14 protein-coding genes are annotated in these 21386 nt (G+C 70.0%); 5 read left to right on the forward strand and 9 right to left on the reverse strand.

Going from position 1 to position 21386, the window contains the following annotated elements:
* Positions 1-9: 9 nt before the first annotated feature.
* From CSC62_RS02170 to CSC62_RS02195, 6 genes are all read right to left on the reverse strand, one after another.
* Entirely contained in the window at positions 10-2364 is a 2355-nt protein-coding gene (locus CSC62_RS02170) for a beta-N-acetylhexosaminidase (RefSeq protein ID WP_162404523.1), read from the reverse strand.
* Positions 2361-4736 carry a family 20 glycosylhydrolase gene (locus CSC62_RS02175; protein WP_162404524.1) on the reverse strand — a complete coding sequence of 792 codons (2376 nt, stop codon included), beginning with the start codon at positions 4734-4736 and terminating at the stop codon, positions 2361-2363. Before CSC62_RS02175 ends, CSC62_RS02170 begins: the two co-directional genes overlap by 4 nt.
* Positions 4737-4845: 109 nt before the next feature.
* Complete coding sequence (locus tag CSC62_RS02180) at positions 4846-7650, reverse strand: TonB-dependent receptor (RefSeq protein WP_162404525.1); 2805 nt, start codon at positions 7648-7650, stop codon at positions 4846-4848.
* A 127-nt stretch (positions 7651-7777) separates the two neighbouring features.
* Positions 7778-8785 carry a glucokinase gene (locus CSC62_RS02185; protein WP_246194119.1) on the reverse strand — a complete coding sequence of 336 codons (1008 nt, stop codon included), beginning with the start codon at positions 8783-8785 and terminating at the stop codon, positions 7778-7780.
* Between the two features lie 346 nt (positions 8786-9131).
* On the reverse strand, positions 9132-11798 hold the full coding sequence (locus CSC62_RS02190) for a TonB-dependent receptor (RefSeq protein ID WP_162404526.1): 2667 nt from the start codon (positions 11796-11798) through the stop codon (positions 9132-9134).
* Between the two features lie 134 nt (positions 11799-11932).
* Complete coding sequence (locus CSC62_RS02195) at positions 11933-12922, reverse strand: glucokinase family protein (RefSeq protein ID WP_162404591.1); 990 nt, start codon at positions 12920-12922, stop codon at positions 11933-11935.
* Positions 12923-13371: 449 nt separating this feature from the next.
* Between CSC62_RS02195 and CSC62_RS02200 the strand changes: the two genes are divergently transcribed.
* Genes CSC62_RS02200 through CSC62_RS02220 form a run of 5 tightly spaced genes read left to right on the forward strand, consistent with a single transcriptional unit; the run spans position 13372 to position 19060 of the window.
* Positions 13372-14658, forward strand: a complete 1287-nt coding sequence (locus tag CSC62_RS02200) for a sugar MFS transporter (protein WP_162404527.1) — start codon at positions 13372-13374, stop codon at positions 14656-14658.
* 46 nt (positions 14659-14704) lie between these two features.
* A complete protein-coding gene (locus tag CSC62_RS02205) occupies positions 14705-15775 on the forward strand; it encodes a LacI family DNA-binding transcriptional regulator (RefSeq protein ID WP_162404528.1) in 1071 nt (356 codons plus the stop codon).
* Positions 15772-16839 carry an SIS domain-containing protein gene (locus CSC62_RS02210; protein WP_162404529.1) on the forward strand — a complete coding sequence of 356 codons (1068 nt, stop codon included), beginning with the start codon at positions 15772-15774 and terminating at the stop codon, positions 16837-16839. The genes CSC62_RS02205 and CSC62_RS02210 overlap by 4 nt, the downstream gene beginning before the upstream one ends.
* Positions 16839-17990 (forward strand): N-acetylglucosamine-6-phosphate deacetylase, encoded by a 1152-nt coding sequence (gene nagA, locus CSC62_RS02215; protein WP_162404530.1) that lies wholly within the window; start codon positions 16839-16841, stop codon positions 17988-17990. The genes CSC62_RS02210 and nagA overlap by 1 nt, the downstream gene beginning before the upstream one ends.
* Positions 17987-19060, forward strand: coding sequence for an acyltransferase family protein (locus CSC62_RS02220; RefSeq protein ID WP_211368911.1), 1074 nt, complete (start codon positions 17987-17989; stop codon positions 19058-19060). The genes nagA and CSC62_RS02220 overlap by 4 nt, the downstream gene beginning before the upstream one ends.
* Positions 19061-19078: 18 nt before the next feature.
* On the opposite strand, the gene CSC62_RS02225 is transcribed toward CSC62_RS02220, so the two are convergent.
* The 3 genes from CSC62_RS02225 to CSC62_RS02235 form a co-directional block, all read right to left on the reverse strand.
* A complete protein-coding gene (locus CSC62_RS02225; RefSeq protein ID WP_162404531.1) occupies positions 19079-20365 on the reverse strand; it encodes an RNA polymerase sigma factor in 1287 nt (428 codons plus the stop codon).
* Between the two features lie 93 nt (positions 20366-20458).
* A complete protein-coding gene (locus CSC62_RS02230) occupies positions 20459-20884 on the reverse strand; it encodes a YciI family protein (RefSeq protein WP_162404532.1) in 426 nt (141 codons plus the stop codon).
* 101 nt (positions 20885-20985) lie between these two features.
* On the reverse strand, positions 20986-21354 hold the full coding sequence (locus CSC62_RS02235; RefSeq protein ID WP_162404533.1) for a DUF1428 domain-containing protein: 369 nt from the start codon (positions 21352-21354) through the stop codon (positions 20986-20988).
* Positions 21355-21386 lie beyond the last annotated feature (32 nt).

Consider the following 21386-nt stretch of genomic DNA (forward strand, 5'->3'; position numbering starts at 1 on the left):
TCCGCGAACTCAGTCGGCCGGCCGCAGGGTGACCTGGTCGAGCACCCACATCTGCGGCCGGGTATCGCCGCTGAAGGTCAGGCACAAATCGGTGATGGTCTCGGGGCCCTTGCGCAACGGCGCCTCCAGTTCGATGAAGCCGTCCGCGCCGGGCTGCCGCGGCAGCGGCACCGAAGCCAGGACGCGTCCCTCGCAGCCGGCGCGCACCTCGAACTCGCCGTAGCGCGCCACCGGCCTGCGCCAGCCGCGCCTGGCCTCTTCCTCGCGCAGCAGGCCGAAGTTGTACGGGATGCGGCCGGCGCGGACCTTGACCGAGGCGATGCCCTGCAGCTGCGCGTCCTCCCACAGCCAGCACGGGTTGAAGATGCTCACGTCGAAACTGTCGCGCGGGCCGTCGAGCGGGGTGTCGTCCTCCAGCCGCAGCAGCAGGCGGCCGCCCTGCGGACACTGGGCCAGGGTCTTGTCGGTGCGGGTGAGCAGCGAGGCCGCGTCGAAGGTCCAGCGGTTCGGTGCGTCGGCCAGCGGCTTGCCGTCGACGAAGGTCATCGCCTTCAGCTCGGTTGGCACCGGCAGGGTCAACGCCGCGCCGTAGCTGGCCGATTGCGCGGTGGGCGTGCTGCCGTCGGTGGTGTAGCGGATGTCGCGGTAGCTCAGCGGGTTGGACAGCTCCACGGTGACCTTGCCGCCGGCGCGGTCGTCCTGGCGCTTCATCGCCACCGACAGGGCGGTCTGGCCGTAGGCAATGCCCAGCGCCCGGTAGCGTTGCAGCTGCGCCGGCAGGCGCGCGAGGAAATCGTCGTAGCTCTTGCGTTCCAGCGGCGTCCAGGCGATCTCGGCCAGCGCGGCCATGCGCGGGAACACGTTGTGCTGCAGGCGCTCGAAGGTGCGGGTGTGCTCGGTCCAGATGTTGGCCTGCACGCCCAGCACGTGCTTGCGCTGGGCCGGGTCGAGCTGCGCCGGCACGGGATCGAACGCATAGATTTTCTGCATCGAGGTGAACTTGGGCCGGCCCGGCGGCTCCTCGGGCAGGTTGGTCTGCAGGAAGTCCAGGTACAGGGTGTGGCTCGGCGCCATCACCACGTCGTGGCCGTGGGTGGCAGCCTCGATCCCGCCCTCGATCCCGCGCCAGGACATCACCGTGGCCTGTGGCGGCAGGCCGCCCTCGATGATCTCGTCCCAGCCGATCAGCTTGCGGTCGTGCGATTCCAGGAACCGCTCCAGCCGCTTGAGCATGTGCGACTGCAGCGCCTCCTCGTCCTTCAGGCCGAGTTCGCGGATGTAGGCCTGCACCGCCGGCGAGGCCTGCCACTGGTACTTCACCGCCTCATCGCCGCCGATGTGCACGTAGGGGCCGGGGAACAGTTCGATCACCTCGGCCAGGATGTTCTCGAGGAACTCCAGGGTCTGCTCGCCGGGGTTGAACAGGTAGGGGTTCACGCCCCAGTTGTGCGACGGCTCGGTCGGTTCGTCGACCACGCCGTGCTCCGGATAGGCCGCCACCGCCGCCTGGGCGTGGCCGGGCACGTCGATCTCCGGGACCACGGTGATGTGGCGCGCGGCGGCATAAGCGACCACATCGCGGATCTGCTCCTGGGTGTAGTAGCCGCAGTACAGGTTGGGCGTGCCGTCCGGCTTTCGCCCGGCTTCGCCGGCTGGGGCGCGGCAGCCGCCGACTTCGGTCAGCTTCGGGTAGCGCTTGATCTCCATCCGCCAGCCCTGGTCGTCGGTCAGGTGCCAGTGGAAGGTGTTGAGCTTGTGGGTGGCCATCGCGTCGAGCAGGGTCTTGATCTGCTCCACGCTCTGGAAGTGGCGGGCCGAATCGAGCATGAAGCCGCGCCAGGAAAAGCGCGGCGCGTCGTCGACGCGCATCGCCGGCAGGGACACGGCCGCGGCCTGCTGCCCGGCCAGCAGCTGCCACAGCGACATGGCGCCGTAGAACAGGCCGCGTTCGTCGGTGGCCTCGACCACGATGCCACGGGGGCCGATCTGCAGCGAATAGGCCTCGGCCGAGGCGCCGGCCGTGGCCGGGACGAGCCGGAACGCGATGCCGGAAGCCCGGCCGCTGCCGGAGGCCTTCGGTCCGGCCAGGCGCAGCGGGGTGGTGTCGCCGAGCAGGGCGACGAACTGGCCGGCCACCGTGGCCGCTTCGCCGGATGCGAACACGGCGGTGGCGGCATCGACGGTGTAGCGGCCCTGCGCCGGCTGCACCGAGACGGGACGGGGGATCAGCGGTGTTCCCTGGACTTCCACGGTCTGCGCCTGGACGACGGCGGTGGGCGTGCCCGCTGCCGCCGGGAAGGCGCAGGCGAGGGCGACGGCCAGGGCGGCGGTCAGGGTGGAAGCGCGGGGAAGAAGCTGGGTCACGGTCGATCCTCCGGCAGGGAAGTGGCCGGCTGCAGGCTGACCCGGTCCAGCACCCACATCTGCGGGCGGCTGTCGCCAGTGAAGCGCAGGCACAGGTCCTGGCGGCCGGACAGGTCCGGCGGCAGTTCGGCGTCCAGCTCGAGGAAGCCGTCCGCGCCGGGCGCCGCCGGCAGCGGCACGCTGGCCACGCGCTGGCCCTTGCAGCCGCCGGCGAACACGTCCAGCTCGCCGTGTGCCGACCGCGCCGGTTCGAAGCGCCGTGCCGGCTCGTCGTGGGCCAGCTGGAAGTAGTACGGGATCCGCCCCGCACGCACCTTCACCGCGGCGATCCCGTCCAGCTGCGCGCCGTTCCACTGCCAGCAGGGGTAGAAGATGTCGGTGTTGAAGATCGCGCGCTCGCCGTCGGCCGGGCCGTCGTCCTCCAGGCGCAGCAGCAGGCTGCCGCTCTCCGGGCAGGCGGCCAACTGCTCGTCGCTGCGCGACAGCAGCGAGGCCGCGTCCCAGTCGAACCCGCGCGCGGGCGCCAGCGGCCTGCCTTCGAAGAACGCCGCCGCGCGCAGCTTCGCCGGCAGCGCCAGGTCCACCGGTGCGGAGTACAACGGCGAATCCGCGCCGGGCTCTTGGCCGTCGGTGGTGTAGCGGATCTCGTAGCCGAGCGGATTGGACAGCGTCGCCCGGGCGGTGCCGGCGGCGCGGTCGTCCTCGGCCACCGCGTCGACCTGGAACGGGGTCAGGGCATAGCCGATGTTCCAGCGCTGCCAGCGGCGCAGCTGCGCCGGCAGGCGCTGCAGGAAGTCGGCGTAGTCCTTGCGCGCCTCCGGGCTCCAGCCGGTCTCGGCCACCGCCGCCAGGCGCGGGAACATATGGTGCTGCAGCCGTTCGAAGGTGCGGGTGTGCTCGGTCCAGAGGTTGGCCTGCAGGCCGAGGATGTGGCCGCGGTTGGCTTCCTCCAGTTCCGCCGGCACCGGCTCGAAGTCGTAGACCTGCTTCAGGGTGATGGTCGCCGGCCGGCCCGGCGGCTCATGCGCCGAGGAGGTCTGCAGGTAGTCCAGGTACAGGTCGGAGGACGGCGACATCACCACGTCGTGGCCCGCGCGCGCGGCCTTCAGGCCGCCTTCGATGCCGCGCCAGGACATCACCGTGGCCTCGGCCGGCAACGGGCCTTCCAGGATCTCGTCCCAGCCGATCAGGCGCTTGCCGTGGCCGGCGAGGAACTTCTCCAGGCGCGCGACCAGGTGGCTCTGCATCTCCATCTCGGTCGTGGCGCCGACCTCGCGCATGCGTTGCTGCACCCGCGCCGAGGCTTCCCACTGGTCCTTGACCGCCTCGTCGCCGCCGACGTGGAAATAGGTGCCGGGGAACAGCGGGATCAGCTCGGCGATCACGTTCTCCAGGAACCGGTAGGTCTCCTCCTCGGCGTTGACCAGGTTCGGGAACACGCCCCATTCGCTGGACGGCACCAGCCGGCGGTCGGTGCTGCCCAGTTCGGGATAGGCGGCGATCGCGGCGGTGGCGTGGCCGGGGACGTTCACCTCGGGCACCACGGTGATGTGGCGCTCGCCCGCGTAGGCGACCACGTCGCGGACCTGGTCCTGGGTGTAGAAGCCGCAGTACCGGCGCGGCTGGCCGGTGGCCGGCTCGATCCCGCCGTCGCCGGACGGGATGCGGCAGGCGCCGACCTCGGTCAGCTTCGGGTACTGCTTGATCTCCACCCGCCAGCCCTGATCGTCGGTCAGGTGCCAGTGCAGGGTATTGAGCTTGTGCAGGGCCATCATGTCGATGACCTGTTTGACCTGGTCCACGCTCCAGAAGTGGCGGGCCGGGTCGAGCATGAAACCGCGCCAGCCGAAGCGCGGCGCGTCCTCGATCCGCACCGCGGGCAGGGCGACCTGGCCGGCATCGTCCAGGGTGGCCAGCTGCAAAAGGGTCATGGCGCCGTAGAACAGGCCGGCGGCGTCGCCGGCGCTGACGCTCACGCCATCGCCGGTGACCTCGAGCAGGTAGGCCTCGCGGCCCGCCGCGGCGCGCGTCGGATCCAGCCGGAACACGATCCCGCGCCGGGTTTCGCCGCTGGCGGCCGTCGGTTCCAGGACCAGGTCGCGGCCCTGGGCCAGCAGGGTGGCGAACTGGCGGGCCACGGTCAGCGCCGCCTCGCCTTCGCCCTGCAGGGGCGTGTCCGCGGCGAGCGCGAAGGTGCCGGCGCCGGGCTGCATGCTGGCCGGCGCCGGAATCAGCGACAGCCGGGCAGGCGCGGCGGCGGCGGGCGCCGCGGGCTCGCCGGACGGCGCCTTGCCGCCGCACGCGGCCAGCGCCGCGAGCAGCGCCGCCGCGCCGAGCCGGCGCAGGCGCTGGAAGGAATCGGGTCGGTTCATGGTCACTCCCTTGTTGCGGTGATGCGGATTGCGGAAATGACGACGGGCCCGGATCGCTCCAGGCCCGCCGCTTCAAGGGCAGCTCGCGCTGCCGTGGATCATGCCGCGGTCAGAACTGGAACCTCAGCGAGGCCATGATCCGGCGGCCGGTGCGGTAGTCGCCGCGGACCAGCTTGTCGGTGTTCTCGATCCCGGGCACCTCGGCGTAGGTGTAGTAGTTGCTGTCCAGCAGGTTCATGCCGTCCAGGCCCAGGCTGAGGTAGTCGTTGATCTTGAAGTTGAAGCTGGCGTCCAGCGAGTCGTAGTCGTCGGTGACCAGGTAGTTGCCGCGATCGACGCTGGTGTAGTACTTCGAGCGCCACGAGTAGGTCACGCGCGCGCTCCAGCGCTCGTTCTCGAAGAACGGGCTGACGTTGAGCTGCTCCTTGGAGTTGTACGGCAGGTGGTCGCCGTTGTCGGCCTTGGCGTCGGCGTAGGTGTAGTTGGCCAGCAGGCCGAAGCCGGCGCCGAAGGCCTTCTGGAACGCCAGCGACACGCCCTTCACCTTGGCGCTGCCCGCGTTCTCCGGGCGGGAGACGGTGAACGCTTCGATCTGGCCGTTGGACTCGTTGCGGTGCTGCTCGGTCCGGGTGGTGTAGAGGATGTAGCTGCCGACGTCCTTGTGGAACGCGGTCGCGGCCAGGATCGCGTCCTCGGCGAAGTACCACTCGGCCGAGACGTCCAGGTTGGTGGACTCGTACGGATCCAGGTCCGGGTTGCCGCCGCCGCCGGTGCGGGTCTGCGGGCCCAGCCACAGGTAGTTGGACATGTCGCCGTAGTTCGGGCGGGCGATGACCTTGGCCGCCGAGCCGCGCAGGACCAGGGTGTCGGTGGCGTCGAACACCACGTTCAGGTTGGGCAGCACGTCGCGGTACTTCTTCTTGATGCTGACCAGGTCGTAGGTGTGGACGCCGTTGTTGGCGACCGCGACGGCGGTGCAGTCGGCACTGGCCGTGCACTGCCAGCCCACGCTGTCGGACTCGGTCTCCACCACGCGCACGCCGAAGTTGCCGCGCAGGCGGTCCCAGCTGTAGTCGGCCTGCAGGTAGGCGGCGTTCACGTCCTCGGACACCGCCCAGGTATTGGAGACGAAGTCGGCGTGGTTGAAGGTGCTCGGCTGCGGCATGGTCTGCCACGGCGCCAGCCAGTCGCCGCTGAGGATGTAGTCCGACAGCGCCCAGCCGTCGATGGTGAAGCGCTCGGACAGGTCGCCCGTGCCGCTGAAGCCGCTGAGGTAGTTGCCCGGCAGGGGACGCGGATCGAACATGTCGGCGGTCGCGTTGCCGTAGCCGGCCACCGCCGCCAGCGACACGCCGGCCATGGTCTGGGTGGTTTCGTGCTCGCGGCGCTTGAGGCCGAAGCGGATCTGGTAGATCGGCGAGTCCAGGCGGATGCCGAAGTCGACCTGGGCGTACTTTTCCTCGTCGGTGGTCGGCTTGGACACGATGTTGCCGCCCCAGCCGGTGTTCCAGTCGCTGTTGTCCGGGCTGCCCGAAGCGCCCGCCCAGCCGCCGTCGATCTGGAAGGAGGAGGGGTTGAGGAACGGGTTGTTGCCGCTGAAGGTCAGGCTGCGATTGCCGCTGATGTCGTAGCTGTAGTCGGACCAGTTCAGGAACTCGCCGTAGACCTGGCGGCCGGTGCCGCCGGTGGCCTTGGAGGTGCCGACGTGCGCCGAGGCGAACCAGCGCTCGTCGTTCCAGGTGGCCTTCAGGTCGTAGGAGTCGGTGTCGACGGTGGCCTGGCGGTTGATCAGGTCGTAAACCACCAGCGCGTTCTTGAAGTCGGCCTTGGTGATGACCCCGCCCTCGACCGTGAGGTCGGTCATCTTCATCAGGCCGTTGTAGTCGTTGCCGTTGAACGCGAACATCGAGTGGCTCATGTTGTCGTAGCCGGCCTTGACGTCGAGCGCGTTGAACTCGATGTCCAGCTTGTCGTGCGGCTTGAACTGCAGGCCCAGCGACAGGGTGTCGCGCTCGCGCTGCTGCTCGAAGTAGTGGGCGCTGATCGAGTTGGGGCCGACCGCGTCGGGGTTGGCCAGCAGGGTGTCGGCGCAGTGGTCGACGCAGATGACCGGGGCGGGCGCGCCGACCGACCAGTCCATCGGCCGGTTGTTGAGCGTGCCGCCGCCGCCGCGGCCGTTGATGTAGTTCTCGCCGGTCACCGTGCCGTAGGCCTCGATGCCGTCGCGGCGGATGCTTTCGATCGAACGCTGGGCGGAGACGATCACGCCGAAGTTGGACGCGTCGTTCTTCCAGCCGAGCAGGGCCGAGACCGAAGGATCGCCGGTGCCGATGCGGTCGTTGTGCAGGTAGCTCACCGCGCCGGAGATGGTGGTGCCGTCCAGGTCCAGCGGCTTGCGGGTGGAGATGTTGACGGTGCCGCCGACCGAGCCTTCGTCCAGCCACGCTTCCGGCGACTTGTAGACCTCGACCTTGCTCACCACCTGCGGCGCCAGCAGGGAGTAGTTGAAGGTACGGCCCGGCTGGTCGGTGATGAACCAGTCGGCCGAAGCCACGGTCTGGCCGTTGAGCAGGGTGCGGTTGAGCGCCGGGTCGGTGCCCAGGATCGAGACCTTCTCGCCCTGGCCGAAGGCCTTGTCGATGGTCACGCCCGGGATGATGGTGATCGCCTCGGCGACGTTGGTCGCCGGGAACTTGCCCACGTCCTCGGCGGTGACCACGTCGATGATGGCGTCGGCGTCGCGCTTGGTGTCCAAGGCCTGCTTGAGGCTGCCGCGGATGCCGACCACGGTGATCGTGGTCAGCTCGGTGGCGCCGGCGTCGTCCGCCGCCGGGGCGTCCTGCGCCTGTGCCTGCGCGGCGAAGCCGAGGCAGGCGACGATGGCCGCAGAAAGCACGGATTTCTGATACTTCATGATGTCTCTCCCATCACTAGTTTTTCGGTTGTACCGGGCATCCCCGGCAGTGACTGCTTCAGCTGCAACGGCCCGGCTACGGAGCGCGTCCCGTTCCAATCCCCCTGGCTCTTCCTGACGCCCCCGCTCACAACTCCAGAAATTCCGAACCCAGGTACCAGCTGGCGGCGCCGATGACGCCCAACTGCCCGTGTTCCACTAGCTTCACCGCGACCCCTTCCAGCGCCTCGCGCATCGGCCCCTTGTCCAGGAACCGGGCGACGAAGCTGCTCTGCATCAGGAATTCGCGCATCTGCGGCAGGATCCCGCCGGCCAGGTACACGCCACGCACCCCGTACAGCAGGGCCATGTCGCCGACCGCGCTGCCGAGCAGGCCGCAGAACGCCTCCAGGCTTTCGCGCGCGAGCGGGTCGTCGCCCGCCAGCGCGGCCGCGGTGATCGCGCTGGGGTGGGCATGCGCCGGGGTGGCGCCGCGCAGCGCGCACAGCGCCAGGTAGAGGTTCAGCAGCCCGGGGCCGGAGAGCGCATGCTCGACCGGGACGTGGCTGCGCTGGGTCAGCATCTGCCGCAGCAGATCCATCTCCAGTTCGGTGGACACCGCTAGCGCGGCCTGGCCGGCCTCGGTCGCCAGCACCACTGCGCGCGGGCCGGCCGGGATCCATACCGCCGCGCCCAGGCCGGTGCCCGGGCCCAGCACCAGCAGGGGCCCTGCGGCGACGCGCTCGGGACCGCACACGCGCTGGACCTCGCTGGCGTCCAGGTGGGCCACCGCATGGGCGACGGCTTCGAAATCGTTGACCAGGTGCACGGCCTGCAGCTGGAGCTGTTCGCGGATCCGCGCGGGCGACAGCGGCCAGGGCAGGTTGGCGGCGATCACGGTGCCGTCCAGCAGCGGATAGCCGGCGCTGGCGATCACCACCACGCCCGCCCGCGCCGAGCCGTCCAGGCCGGCGCGGAACTCCTCGATGATGTCGGCGAGTCCGGCGTAGTCGGCGCAGCGGAACTTGGCGTACGCGCGGACCTGCAGCGCAGCGCCGCGTTCGGCCCGGATCAGGCCGATGCGGACGTGGGTGCCGCCGACGTCCGCGGCGAGGAATAGCTGTTCCGACTGGATGGGTGCGACCTGCGCAAGCACGTTTCGATCCCCTTGGTCCGCCCGTTGCGGGCGGGGTACATCCCCTGGAGCCGAGTGTGTTAACGCCTGACAACGATGTCAACAATCTTCTGAAAAAATTTTCTCCCACTCCCTGATTTCGCACATGAATACGAGTCAATCCCCGAATTGGCCTGTGTTTATTGCCATTCCTGGTGCGAAGGCTTTTCACAAGGTCCCCAGATGAAAAGATTTCGAGCGCAACCAGCCTTGTGGCGGGTCGCCAGGACCCAGAAAAAAAGAAGCCCGGCATGGAGTCATGCCGGGCCAAGGGAGGGTACTGGGGAGAAGAACCGGTCCGCGGCGGAGCCGCAGACCGGGGTGGTGCTCAGAACTTCAGGCGGACGTTGAAGTAGTACTGCCGGCCGTTGCTGTAGAACGCGGTCGGGATGCTCGAGCTCTGGTAGTACTTGATGTCCGGGTCGTTGAGGTTGAGCGCGTCGAAGGTGAAGCTCAGGTGGTCGTTGACCTTGTAGCTGAGCGCCGCCGACAGCGTGCCGAAGTCGTCCTGGTAGTACGGGTTGGCGCCCGACAGGCCGATCAGGAACGCGGAGCGGTAGGTGTAGCCGACCCGCGCGCCGAAGGTGTCGTTCTCGAAGTACGCGCCCACGTTGTAGGTGTTCTTCGAGGTGCCGGTCAGGTTGTTGCTGCCGTCCGCCCAGGTGTGGGCGGTGCTGCCGTCGGCGTAGGTGTAGTTGGCGTTGACGCCGAAGTTCTCGCCGATCGGCTGCTCGTAGGCCACTTCCACGCCGGTGACCTTGCCGTTGGAATTGACCGGCACCGAGACCAGGTACTCCTCGAGCTGGTTGGTCAGCTCGCTGAACAGCATGCGCTTCTCGGTGCCGAAGGCCACGTAGTCCTTCAGGTTCATCGAGTAGGCGCCGACCGACAGCAGGCCGCGCGGCATGAAGTACCACTCCAGGTTGGCGTCGAAGTTGGTCGAGACCACCGGGTTGAGGTTCGGGTTGCCGCCGCCGCCGGTCTTGTTCAGGTCCGAGCCCCAGGACGAGGCGCCCAGCGCGGAGTAGTCCGGCAGGGTCTGGGTCTGCGAGGCCGCGAAGCGGAACACCAGGTCGTCGGCGAGGTTGAACTTCAGGTTTGCGCTCGGCAGCACCCGGCTGTGCTTGTTGTTGGTGAACACCCGGATCCACTGGCCGAACAGGCTGGACACGTCGGCGTTGGCAGGGTCGGAGACCGACTGGTAGGAGTTGATGTCCTGGTCGACGTTGACGTAGCGCAGGCCGACGTTGCCGCTCCAGCTGTCGCCGCTGAAGTTGGCCTGGACGTAGGCGGCGAAGTTCTTCTCGGCCACCTTCCACTCGGCGCCGTAGTTGTGGCGGCCGGTCGGGCCGTCGTTGTCGGACAGCCAGTCGGAGTTGTTGATGATCGCGTCCTTCAGCGCGCCCGGGGTGAAGTACCACAGGTCGCGCGGGAAGTCGCCGCCGATGCTGCTGGCGAAGCCGCCCGGGTACGGGCTGGTGGCGCCGTTCTGCAGGGCCGCCCAGATGTTGCCCGGGCTGGCGCCTTCCGGCGACTGCGCCTCGCGGGTGTGGTCGGCGTAGCGGGCGCCGAAGTCGATCGAGGACAGGACGCCGTCGTTGAAGTACTGGGTGAAGTCGGCGGTGAACCAGTCCTCGTCGTCCTTGGCGGTGACCTGCTGGTTGCCCCAGGTGCCGAAGCTGGTGACGCCGGCCGGGGTGATGTCGCCGCCGATCGACCAGTCCAGCGGGGAGCTGGCGCCGTGGCTCGTCCAGCTGGCGCCGCCGCCGGCGCCCAGGGTCACCTCGGCGATGAACTGGCGGTCGGTCGAGCCCTCGCCGCTGGTGGTGCCGGCCTGGAACTTCGCGCTCAGGTTGTCGTTGATCTGCCAGGCCGCGTCGAAGGTGGCGTAGCTGGTCTTGGCGGTGGCCTCGCGGTAGATCATGTCGTAGACGCCGTAGTCCTGGCCCGCGACGCCGGTGTAGGTCGCCTCGGTCAGCACGCCGTCCTTGACCACGTAGCCGGCGTCAGGCGCATGGGCGCGGGCGAAGTTGCCACCCCAGAGCATGAAGTTGCGGTTGTAGTTGTTGGCGTCCATGTCCGAACGGAAGCCGCTCACGCCCAGGGTCAGGTCGTCGTTCGGCTTGAACTGGACCTCGACCAGGCCGCCCTTGCGCTCGCGGGTCTGTTCGAACAGGGTCGAGCCCAGCAGGCCCGGCGCCCAGACGCCGACCAGGTCGGGATTGTCGATGCCGGCCTGGTCGGTGGCCGCGATCTGGAAGAAGCCGCCCGGGATCTCCTGCGCCTCGCGGCGCAGCTCGCGCTTCTGGCTGAAGGCCTGGACCATCACGCCGAAGGTGCCGTCGTCGTTCTTGTAGTTGAACAGGGCCGACAGCTGCGGATCGGTGGAATCGGCCTGCTCGGCGTTGACCACGCCCAGCGAGGCCTCGGCGGTGATCTGGTCGGCGAACTCCAGCGGCTTGCGGGTGATGATGTTGACCGAACCGGTGGTGCCGCCGTCGGGCAGCTTGGCCTGCGAGGACTTGTGCACTTCCACCGAGCTGACCAGCTCGGACGGCAGCAGGGTGTAGCTGACGCTGCGGCCGACGCTGTTGCCCTGGCTGAGCACGAACCAGTCGGCCGAGCCGACCGAGTGGCCGTTGATCAGGGTCTGGGTCAGGCTCGGGCTGGTGCCGCGCAGGCTGACGCGGTCGGCCTCGTCGAAGCCGCCTTCGTCGGCCGAGGAGGAACTGATGTTCACACCGGGCAGGCGCTGCAGGGTGTCGGCGACGTTGTGCGCCGGCAGCTTGCCCACGTCCTCGGCGGTGACCACTTCCACGCGCGAGTTGGCTTCGCGCTTGGTGTCCAGCGACTTCTCCATCGAGCCGCGGATGCCGGTGACCACGACGGTGTCGAGCTCGGTCGCCTCCTGCTGGGCATCCTGGGCCTGCGCGGCGGCCGAGACGGCCAAGCAGGCGACGATGGCGGCGGAAAGGACTGACTTGTGGTGCTTCATGATGTCTCTCCCATCATTGTTTTGAGGTACGCCGGGAACGTCCCCGGCGACGACTGCGGCTTACTAGGTGCGACGGCCCGGCGATCCGGAACGACCCCCTTTCACATCTCCGGCGCCTGGCGACGCCGTCCAGCTCACTTCTCCGAAAAATCCGACTGCAGGAACCAGCGCGCGGCGCCGATCACGCCGAGCTGGCCGTGCTCGACCAGCTTCACCGAGACCCGCTCCAGCGCCTCGCGCATCGGCCCCTTGTTGAGGAACCGGTGGACGAAGTCGCTGTGCAGCAGGAACTGGCGCAGGTGCGGGAGGATCCCGCCGGCCAGGAACACGCCCTGGGCGCCGTACAGCAAGGCCATGTCGCCGACGGCGCTGCCGAGCAGGGCGCAGAACACGTCCAGGGTTTCGCGCGCGACCGGGTCGCCGCCGTCCAGGGCGGCGGCGGTGACCTCGCCCGGCTGCGCGTGCGCCGGGGCGATCCCGCGCACGGCGCACATGGCGTTGTAGAGGTTGAGCAGGCCCGGCCCCGACAGGGCCTGTTCGACCGAGACGTGGCTGCGCTGGCCGAGCATGTGCCGCAGCAGCTGCAGCTCCAGCTCGGTGCCGACCGCCAGCGCGGCCTGGCCGGCCTCGGTCGGCAGCACGATCGGGCGCTTGCCGGTGGGGATCCAGACCGCCGCGCCCAGGCCGGTGCCCGGGCCCAGGATCAGGATCGGGCCGATGTCGGGGGTATCCGGGCCGGACAGGCGCAGCACCTGGCTGGCGTCGACCTGGGCGGCGGCATGCGCAAGCGCCTCGAAGTCGTTGATCAGGTGCACCGCGTCCAGGCCCAGCGCCTGGCGGATGGCCACCGGCGACAACGGCCAGGGCAGGTTGGCGGTGATCACGGTGCCGTCGGCCAGCGGATAGCCGGCGCTGGCGATGACCGCCTCGCGTACCGGGGTGCCGCAGCGCTGGATGAAGTCGTCGAGGATGGCGTGGAGACCGGGATGGTCGGCGCAGCGGTACTTGCTGTAGGCCAGCACCTGCGGCGGCGCGCCCTCGGCGCCGGCCTGGACCAGGCCCAGGCGGACATGGGTCCCGCCCACGTCGGCGGCGATGAAAGGTGCCGACGGATGGTCCTGCATGGACGTTGCGCTGGCGGCGATGGCGGGCACTCGGACTCCCCTGGTGCTGGTTGGATCGGGTCGGACCGGATCTGATCCGAAATGAGGATCGCGGCCCCTGTGGCGATCCGGCGGCCGGAGTGTGGAAGTCGTCTGACAACGATGTCAACAGATTTTCATGAAAAAATCGTAGGCCGGAGACGAATGCACCAAAAGCGGTGATACGTCAGCGCTGTCATCCGCGATTGCGCACAAGGATGGTGCTTTTCCCTGAAAAACAAGGCGTATTCAGCCAGCGGATGCAGGAGCGGCCTTGTTGCACAGCAGCATCCGGCTGCGCGTCGACGGCGCCGTGGCGGTTGACAAGACGCGGCCGCTGACGGAAAGAATGTGACAACGTTGTTCCTACTTTTCGCCCGGCCGGGGGATGGCATGGGCGGATCTCCAGCCGCCGGGGAGGCAGCCGAAACATGTCCGCGACCACCGCCGCACACGCGCGCACCAGCCTGGCCACCTCGATCGCGATCGTCGGCGGCCTGTTCTTCATCATCGGCTTCTTCACCTGGATCAACGGGCCGCTGATCACCTTCGTCAAGCTCGCCTTCGACGTCAGCGAGATCTCGGCGTTCCTGGTGCTGATGGTGTTCTACCTGTCGTACTTCTTCCTGGCCCTGCCGTCGTCGTGGATCCTCAAGGCCACCGGCATGAAGAAGGGCCTGGCGCTGAGCCTGGCGGTGATGGCGGTGGGCGCGATGATGTTCGGCGAGTTCGCCACCCGGCGCTGGTTCGGCGGCGCGCTGTCGGGCCTGTTCGTGATCGGCGGCGGCCTGGCCCTGCTGCAGACCGCGGTCAATCCCTACATCTCCATCCTGGGCCCGATCGAGAGCGCGGCGCGGCGGATCGCGCTGATGGGCATCTGCAACAAGATCGCCGGGATCCTGGCGCCGCTGGTGCTCGGCTCGCTGGTGCTGCACGGCGTGGGCGACCTGGCCGCGCAGGTCGAGGCGGCCGACGCGGCGACCAAGGCGCAGTTGCTGGACGGCTTCGCCGCCAAGATCCACACCCCGTACCTGGCGATGGCCGGGGTGCTGCTGGTGATCGCGGTGGCGGTGCTGTTCTCGCCGTTGCCGGAAATCAGCGCCGCGGAAGCCAACGCGACCCCGGCCGCGGACGGCGGCGCTTCCCGCGGCAGCATCTTCCGCTTCCCGCACCTGTGGCTGGGCGTGCTGTGCCTGTTCGTGTACGTGGGTGCGGAGGTGATGGCCGGCGACGCGATCGGCACCTACGGCCACGCCTTCGGACTGCCCCTGGACCAGACCAAGTTCTTCACCTCCTTCACCCTGGCGGCGATGCTGCTGGGCTACCTGGTCGGCCTGGTGCTGATCCCGCGGGTGGTCTCGCAGGAGCGCTGGCTGAGCGTGTCGGCGGTGCTGGGCGTGCTGTTCTCGGTCGGTGCCCTGTTGACCCACGGCTACGTCTCGGTCGGCTTCGTCGCCGCCCTGGGCTTCGCCAACGCGATGATGTGGCCGGCAATCTTCCCGCTGGCGATCCGCGGCCTGGGGCGCTTCACCGAGACCGGTTCGGCGCTGCTGATCATGGGTATCGCCGGCGGCGCCCTGGTGCCCCAGCTGTTCGCCGTGCTCAAGCAGCACTTCGACTTCCAGTGGGTGTTCGCCGGGCTGATGGTGCCCTGCTACCTGTACATCCTCTACTACGCCCTGCGCGGCCACCGCGCCGGGCTGCCGGCGGGCCGCTGATTCCCGCATGATGGACGGCGGATCCACTCCCAGGGCAGCAGCAGGCATGCGCAGGCCGACCATCAAGGATGTCGCCGAGCGGGCGAAGGTTTCGCTCAAAACCGTATCGCGGGTGATCAACAACGAGCCCTCGGTGATGCAGGCCACGCGCTCGCGCGTGCTGGCCGCCATCGCCGAGCTGGACTACGAGCCGGACCCGACCGCGCGCAACCTGCGCAGCGGGACCCCGTTCGTGATCGGGCTGGTGTACGACAACCCCAACCCGTACCACATCATCGGCGTGCAGAACGGCGTGCTCGCGGCCTGCCGCGAGACCGGCTTCGGCCTGCAGATCCAGCCCTGCGACTCGACCTCGCCCTTGCTGGCAGACGAACTGGCCGAGTTCGTGCAACGCTCGCGCCTGGCCGGGCTGGTGCTGACCGCGCCGATGTCCGAGCGCCCGGACCTGGTGGCGGCGCTGGTCGCGCGCGGGATCCGGGTGGTGCGGATCATCGCCGCCACCAACGATCCGGCCGACGGCCCCTGCGTCTACATCGACGACCGCGATGCCGCCTACGAGATCACCGAGCACCTGATCCAGCTCGGCCACCAGCGGATCGGCTTCCTCTGGGGCGGCGCCCAGCATCGCTCCTCGGGCGAGCGCTACGCCGGCTACGAGGCGGCGCTGAAGGACTACGGCATCACCCTGGACAAGCACCTGGTGATCCCCGGCGACTACACCTTCGACGACGGTTTCCGCGGCGCCCGCCGCCTGCTGGCGCTGCGCGAGCCGCCCACGGCGATCTTCGGCAGCAACGACGAGATCGCCGCCGGCGTGCTGGCGGCGGCCAAGTCGGTGGGGCTGAACGTGCCCTACGACCTGTCGATCGCCGGCTTCGAGGACAGCCCGTTCTCGCGCCAGTCCTGGCCGGCGCTGACCACCGCCAAGCAGGCCACCGAGGACATCGCCCGCCACGCCGCGCGGCTGCTGATCGGCAGCCTGCGCCAGGACGCCTACGACGACCATCCCATGGCCGTGACCAACCAGGGCTTCGTGCCGCAGCTGGTGGTCCGCGGCTCCACCGCGCCGGCTCCGCTGCAGGCGCGACCTCGACCCGCACCCTCATCCGAAGCATGAACATGCCGCTCGCTCTGCCCGCCGAAACCCAGACCCTGATGTTCAACGAGGCCGCCGAGGCGGCCGACGTGGTCGCCGCCCAGTTCGCCCGCAACCGCGACACCCTCGCCGCCCTGGCCGGGCAGCTGCGCGCCGCGCCGCCGCCGTTCGTGGCCACCTGCGCCCGCGGCAGCTCCGACCACGCCGCGACCTACGCCAAGTACCTGATCGAGACCCAGCTGGGCATCGTCACCGCCTCGCTGTCGCCGTCGATCGGTTCGGTGTACGAGGCGCCTCTGAGGCTGGAGGGCGCGCTGTTCATCGCCATCTCGCAGTCGGGCAAGAGCCCGGACCTGCTGCGCAATGCGGAAGCGGCCAAGGCCTGCGGGGCGCGTGTGGTCGCGCTGGTGAACGTGGAGGATTCGCCGCTGGCGCAGCTGGCCGATACCGTGATCCCGCTGTGCGCGGGTCCTGAGAAGAGCGTGGCCGCGACCAAGAGCTACCTGGCCTCGCTGGCGGCGGTCCTGCAGCTGGTCGCGTACTGGAAGGACGATCCGGCCCTGCTCGCCGCGCTCGACGGCCTGCCGCAGGCGCTGCGCGAGGCCTGGGCCCAGGACTGGTCGTCGCTGACCCAGGGCCTGGTCGGGGCGCGCAACCTGTTCGTGCTCGGCCGCGGCCTGGGCCTGGGCGCGGCCCAGGAGGCGGCGCTGAAGTTCAAGGAGACCTGCGGCCTGCACGCCGAGGCCTACAGTTCGGCCGAGGTCAAGCACGGGCCGATGGCGCTGGTGGGCGCCGGCTTCCCGGTGCTGGTGTTCGCCCAGCCCGACGGCACCGGCGCCGGCGCGGTCGCCGTCGCCGAGGAATTCCGTGCGCGCGGCGCCGAGGTCTGGGTGGCCTCGGCGCCGGAACCGGCGGCCCCGGCTTCGTCCAGCGTCCAGTTGCCACTGGCGCAGGCCGCGCACCCCGCGCTCGCGCCCTTGCTGACGGTGCAGAGCTTCTACCGCGCGATCAACGCCCTGGCCCTGCGCCGTGGCCACAACCCGGACCTGCCGCCGCACCTGAACAAGGTCACGGAGACGGTCTGATGGCCACCCACGCGCTGGTCAACGCCAGGGTCCTGCTCGACGACGGCTTCCACGACGACCTGGCGGTGCTGCTCGACGCGGCCGGCCGGATCGAGGCGCTGGCCCCGGCCGGGCAGGCGCGGCTGCAGGCCGCCGAGGTCCGCGACCTGGGCGGCGGCTGGCTGCTGCCGGGCTTCATCGATGCCCAGGTCAACGGCGGCGGCGGGGTGCTGTTCAACAACGACACCAGCGTCGAGGCGATCGCCGCGATCGGCCGCGGCCACCGCAGGTTCGGCACCACCGGCTTCCTGCCGACCCTGATCAGCGACGACGCCGAAGTGATGGCGCGCGCGGTGGCCGCCACCCGCGCGGCGATCGCCGCCGGCGTGCCCGGCGTGCTCGGCGTGCACCTGGAAGGGCCGTACATTGCCCCGGGCCGCAAAGGCACCCACGACGCCAGCAAGTTCCGCGTGCCCGATGCCGCCGAGGCGGCGATGGCGACCTCGCTGGACAACGGCGTCACCCTGATCACCCTGGCCCCGGAACGGGTGCCGCTGGACACGATCCGGGCGATGGTCGCGCGCGGCGCGCGGGTGGTGGCCGGGCATACCGCCGCCAGCTACGAGGAGACCCGCGCCGGGCTGGACGCCGGCCTGTGCGGCTTCACCCACCTGTACAACGCGATGTCGCCGCTGCAGGGCCGCGAGCCCGGCGCGGTCGGCGCCGCGCTGGAGGACCGCGACAGCTGGTGCGGTGTGATCGTCGACGGCGTGCACGTGCACCCGGGCGCGTTGCGCGTGGCCCTGACGGCCAAGCCGCGGGGCAAGATCTTCCTGGTCACCGACGCGATGCCGATGGTCGGCTCGGACGATCCCTCGTTCGCGCTGTACGGCGAGGTGATCACCGCGGTGGACGGGGTGGTCCGCAATGCTGCCGGCGCGCTGGCCGGCTCGGCCCTGGACATGGCCACCGCGGTGCGCAACAGCGTGCGCCTGCTGGGCCTGCCGCTGGAGGAGGCCGCGCGCATGGCCTCGACCTATCCGGCGCAATTCCTGGGCCTGGCCGACCGCCACGGCCGGATCGCGCCGGGCTTGCAGGCCGACCTGGTGCTGCTGGACGAGGCGCTGGAGGTCCGCGAGACCTGGATCGCGGGCGTGGATTCGGCAGGTTGAGCGCAAAACCCGCCCGCTTCGCCTCGGTCGACGCCCTGCGCGGCCTGACCGTGGCGGCGATGCTGCTGGTCAACAACCCGGGCGACTGGGGCCTCGTCTACCCGCCGCTGCTGCACGCCGACTGGCATGGCTGCACCCCGACCGACCTGGTGTTCCCGTTCTTCCTGTTCATCGTCGGCGTGTCGATCGCGCTGGGCGTGGTCCCGCGCGCCGAGGACGGCGCCGACCGCGGCGTCCTGCTGCGCGCGGTGGCGGTGCGCGCCGTGCGCATCCTCGGCATGGGCCTTTTGCTGCACCTGCTGGCCTGGTGGTGGCTGGACCTGGCGCACTACCGGCCCTGGGGCGTGCTGCAGAGGATCGGGCTGTGCTTCCTCGCCGCCGGTGCGGTGGCGCTGTGGCTCAGGCCGCGGGCGCAGTGGCTGCTGCTGGGCGTCCTGCTGCTCGGCTGGTGGGCGTTGCTGGCCTGGGGCGGCAGCTACGCGCCCTGGGAGAACCTGGCCAGCCGGATCGACGATGCGCTGCTCGGACCGTGGCTGTACGCGCACGACCCGGCCAGCGGCCGCGGCCACGATCCGGAAGGCCTGGCGAGCACCCTGGGGGCACTGGCGACCACGCTGCTGGGCCTGCGTGCGGGCGACTGGCTGCGCCGCGGCCGCACCCGCGTGCTGTGGCTCGCCGGCGCCGTGGCGCTGCTGGGCGGCTGGCTGTGGTCGGCCTGGCTGCCCTGGAACAAGAACCTGTGGACCTCGTCCTACGTGCTGTGGACCGGCGGCTGGGCGCTATGGGCGCTGGCCGCGGCGCACGCGCTGGTCGATGCGCGCGGCTGGCCGGCGCTGGGCCGCAGTTTCGGGGTCAACGCGATCGCCGCCTATGCCGGCTCGGCGGTGATGGTCTACGCCTTCGCCGGGCTGGGCTGGTGGGAGCCGATCTACCAGGCGCTGTTCGCCGGCTGGATGACGCCGCGGTTCGGGCCGTACCTGCCATCGCTGGTGTTCGCGCTGGCCTTCGTCGGGGTGTGGTGGCTGGTGGTGCTCTGGATGGACCGGCGCGGCTGGCACCTGAAGATCTGAGCGGCGGCGATCGGTCGCCTACGGAGGACTGCCGGATGCGTCCCGGCACTGCGCCGCCCGCGCGAGCAAAAGCTCGCGCTCGCGGGCGTTGGCGGTCATCGCCGCGGCGCGCTCGAACTCGGTGCGGGCCTCACCGTGGCGCTCCAGCCGGAACAGCAGATCGCCGCGCACGCTCGGCAGCAGGTGGTAGCCGGCCAGTTTCGGCTCGGTGGCCAGCGCCTCGACCAGCGGCAGGGCCGCGGCCGGTCCCGAGGCCATCGATACCGCCACCGCCCGGTTGAGCTCCACCACCGGCGACGGCGCGACCCGCGCCAGGGTCGCGTACAGGCCGGCGATCCGCGGCCAGTCGGTGGCGTCCGCCGTGAGCGCGCGCGCGTGGCAGGCCGCGATCGCCGCCTGCAGGGCATAAGGACCCTCGCCGCCGCCGAGGCGTTCGGCCATCGCCAGCGATTCCAGGCCGCGGCCGATCAGCAGCCGGTCCCAGCGCGCGCGGTCCTGTTCCAGCAACAGCACCGGCGCCCCGTCCGCGCCGGTGCGCGCGGGCAGGCGCGAGGCCTGGAGCTCCATCAGCGCCAGCAGCCCGTGCACGTCCGGCTCGGCCGGCATCAGTCCGGCCAGCACCCGGCCCAGGCGCAGGGCCTCCTCGCACAGCGCCGGCCGCGTCCAGTCCTCGCCGGCGGTAGCGGCGTAGCCTTCGTTGAACACCAGGTAGACCACGCCCAGCACCGCGGCCAGGCGTTCGGGCAGTTCCTCGCGCCGCGGGATCTCGAACGGCACCCGGGCCTCGGCCAGGGTCCGCTTGGCGCGGACGATGCGCTGGGCCACCGTGGCCTCGCTGGCGAGGAAGGCGCGGGCGATCTCGCCGGTCTCCAGGCCGCCGAGCAGGCGCAGGGTCAGCGCCACCCGCGAGTCCGGCGGCAGCACCGGATGGCAGGCGATGAACATCAGCCGCAAAAGGTCGTCGCCGACGCTGTCGTCGAGCAGCTCGTCGCCGCGCCGGCCGGCGTCCTCCTGCCACTGCTCCAGCTCCCAGGCCAGCTGCACGTGCTTCTCCTCGCGCAGCCGGTAATGGCGCAGGCGGTCGATGGCGCGATTGCGTGCGGTGGTCATGAGCCAGGCCCCGGGATTGTCCGGAATGCCGCCGTCGGGCCATTTCTCCAGCGCGGCGACCAGCGCGTCCTGGGCCAGTTCCTCGGCCAGGCCGACGTCGCGGACGATCCGGACCAGGCCGGCGATCACCCGGGCCGATTCCATCCGCCAGACCGCATCGATGGTGCGGTGGATGTCGTGCTGCGGCGTGCTCATGGGCGGCGATCAGAGCATCGACGTGGCGGTGGGGCACATCGCATGCCTCCTCGCATCGCGTGTGTTGGCACGCGCTTCGACGGGACGCCCGGATCAGGCACGCGCGGCGATGCCGGCGCGCAGCCTTTGTTCCTGCTCGCGCAGGTCCGGGGAGAGCGCATCGCCGAAATCCTCGGCCTCGAACACCGGGCGGATCTCGATCTCGCAGTCCTCCGGGTGCGGGTTGGGGCAGCGACGCGCCCATTCGATCGCTTCCTCCAGCGAGCGCACCTGCCACAGCCAGAAGCCGGCTACCAGTTCCTTGGTCTCGGCGAAGGGACCGTCCACCACTGTGCGCCGGGAGCCGGAATAGCGCACCCGTACCCCGCGGGAACTCGGATGCAGGCCTTCGCCGGCGAGCATCACCCCGGCCCTGACCAGTTCCTCGTTGAAGCGGCCCATCGCCTCCAGCAGCTGCGGACCGGGCATCTCCCCGGCCTCGGAACCGGTGGAGGCCTTGACCATCACCATCACGCGCATCTCGTGCTCCCCGTTCGTCAGCGCCGCCGGCCGGTTGCCGGCGCATGGATCGACGACGTGCGGCCGGGGTGCGTTTCGACACGCCGGCGCCGCCGGGGACCTCATTCCCCCGGATGCATCTCCACGATCGGCTTGAAGCCGCCCCAGAACATGCGCTTGCCGTCGAACGGCATCGAATCGGGTCCCATCGAGGCGATCCGCGGGTCGGCCATCACCTGCTTGTTGACCTTGTCGCGGTGCGCGCGCGAGCGGTAGCGGATCCAGGAGAACAGCACCACCTCGTCCGGCTTGAGCTTGACCGCCTGCGGGAACGAGGTGAGCTTGCCGGGCTGCACGTCGTCGGCCACGCACTCCACGTACTCCAGCGCGCCGTATTCCAGCCAGACCTTGCCGGCCTTGCGCGCGATCCTGCGGTAGTCCTGGACCTTGTCCTTCGGCACCGGCAACACGAAACCGTCCACGTACGCCATGGGAAACCTCCTTACGCTGTCGGGATGGGCCG

Origin of the sequence: Pseudoxanthomonas jiangsuensis (assembly GCF_010093185.1) — a bacterium.
Lineage (GTDB): Bacteria > Pseudomonadota > Gammaproteobacteria > Xanthomonadales > Xanthomonadaceae > Pseudoxanthomonas > Pseudoxanthomonas jiangsuensis.

What these genes read in the sequence shown, in the direction of transcription:
- CSC62_RS02175 (WP_162404524.1), bottom strand. Translation starts at nt 4,736, where the DNA reads ATGAACCGACCCGATTCCTTCCAGCGCCTGCGCCGGCTCGGCGCGGCG.
- CSC62_RS02180 (WP_162404525.1), bottom strand. Translation starts at nt 7,650, where the DNA reads ATGAAGTATCAGAAATCCGTGCTTTCTGCGGCCATCGTCGCCTGCCTC.
- CSC62_RS02190 (WP_162404526.1), bottom strand. Translation starts at nt 11,798, where the DNA reads ATGAAGCACCACAAGTCAGTCCTTTCCGCCGCCATCGTCGCCTGCTTG.
- CSC62_RS02195 (WP_162404591.1), bottom strand. Translation starts at nt 12,922, where the DNA reads ATGCAGGACCATCCGTCGGCACCTTTCATCGCCGCCGACGTGGGCGGG.
- CSC62_RS02200 (WP_162404527.1), top strand. Translation starts at nt 13,372, where the DNA reads ATGTCCGCGACCACCGCCGCACACGCGCGCACCAGCCTGGCCACCTCG.
- CSC62_RS02205 (WP_162404528.1), top strand. Translation starts at nt 14,705, where the DNA reads ATGCGCAGGCCGACCATCAAGGATGTCGCCGAGCGGGCGAAGGTTTCG.
- CSC62_RS02210 (WP_162404529.1), top strand. Translation starts at nt 15,772, where the DNA reads ATGAACATGCCGCTCGCTCTGCCCGCCGAAACCCAGACCCTGATGTTC.
- nagA (WP_162404530.1), top strand. Translation starts at nt 16,839, where the DNA reads ATGGCCACCCACGCGCTGGTCAACGCCAGGGTCCTGCTCGACGACGGC.
- CSC62_RS02225 (WP_162404531.1), bottom strand. Translation starts at nt 20,365, where the DNA reads ATGAGCACGCCGCAGCACGACATCCACCGCACCATCGATGCGGTCTGG.
- CSC62_RS02230 (WP_162404532.1), bottom strand. Translation starts at nt 20,884, where the DNA reads ATGCGCGTGATGGTGATGGTCAAGGCCTCCACCGGTTCCGAGGCCGGG.
- CSC62_RS02235 (WP_162404533.1), bottom strand. Translation starts at nt 21,354, where the DNA reads ATGGCGTACGTGGACGGTTTCGTGTTGCCGGTGCCGAAGGACAAGGTC.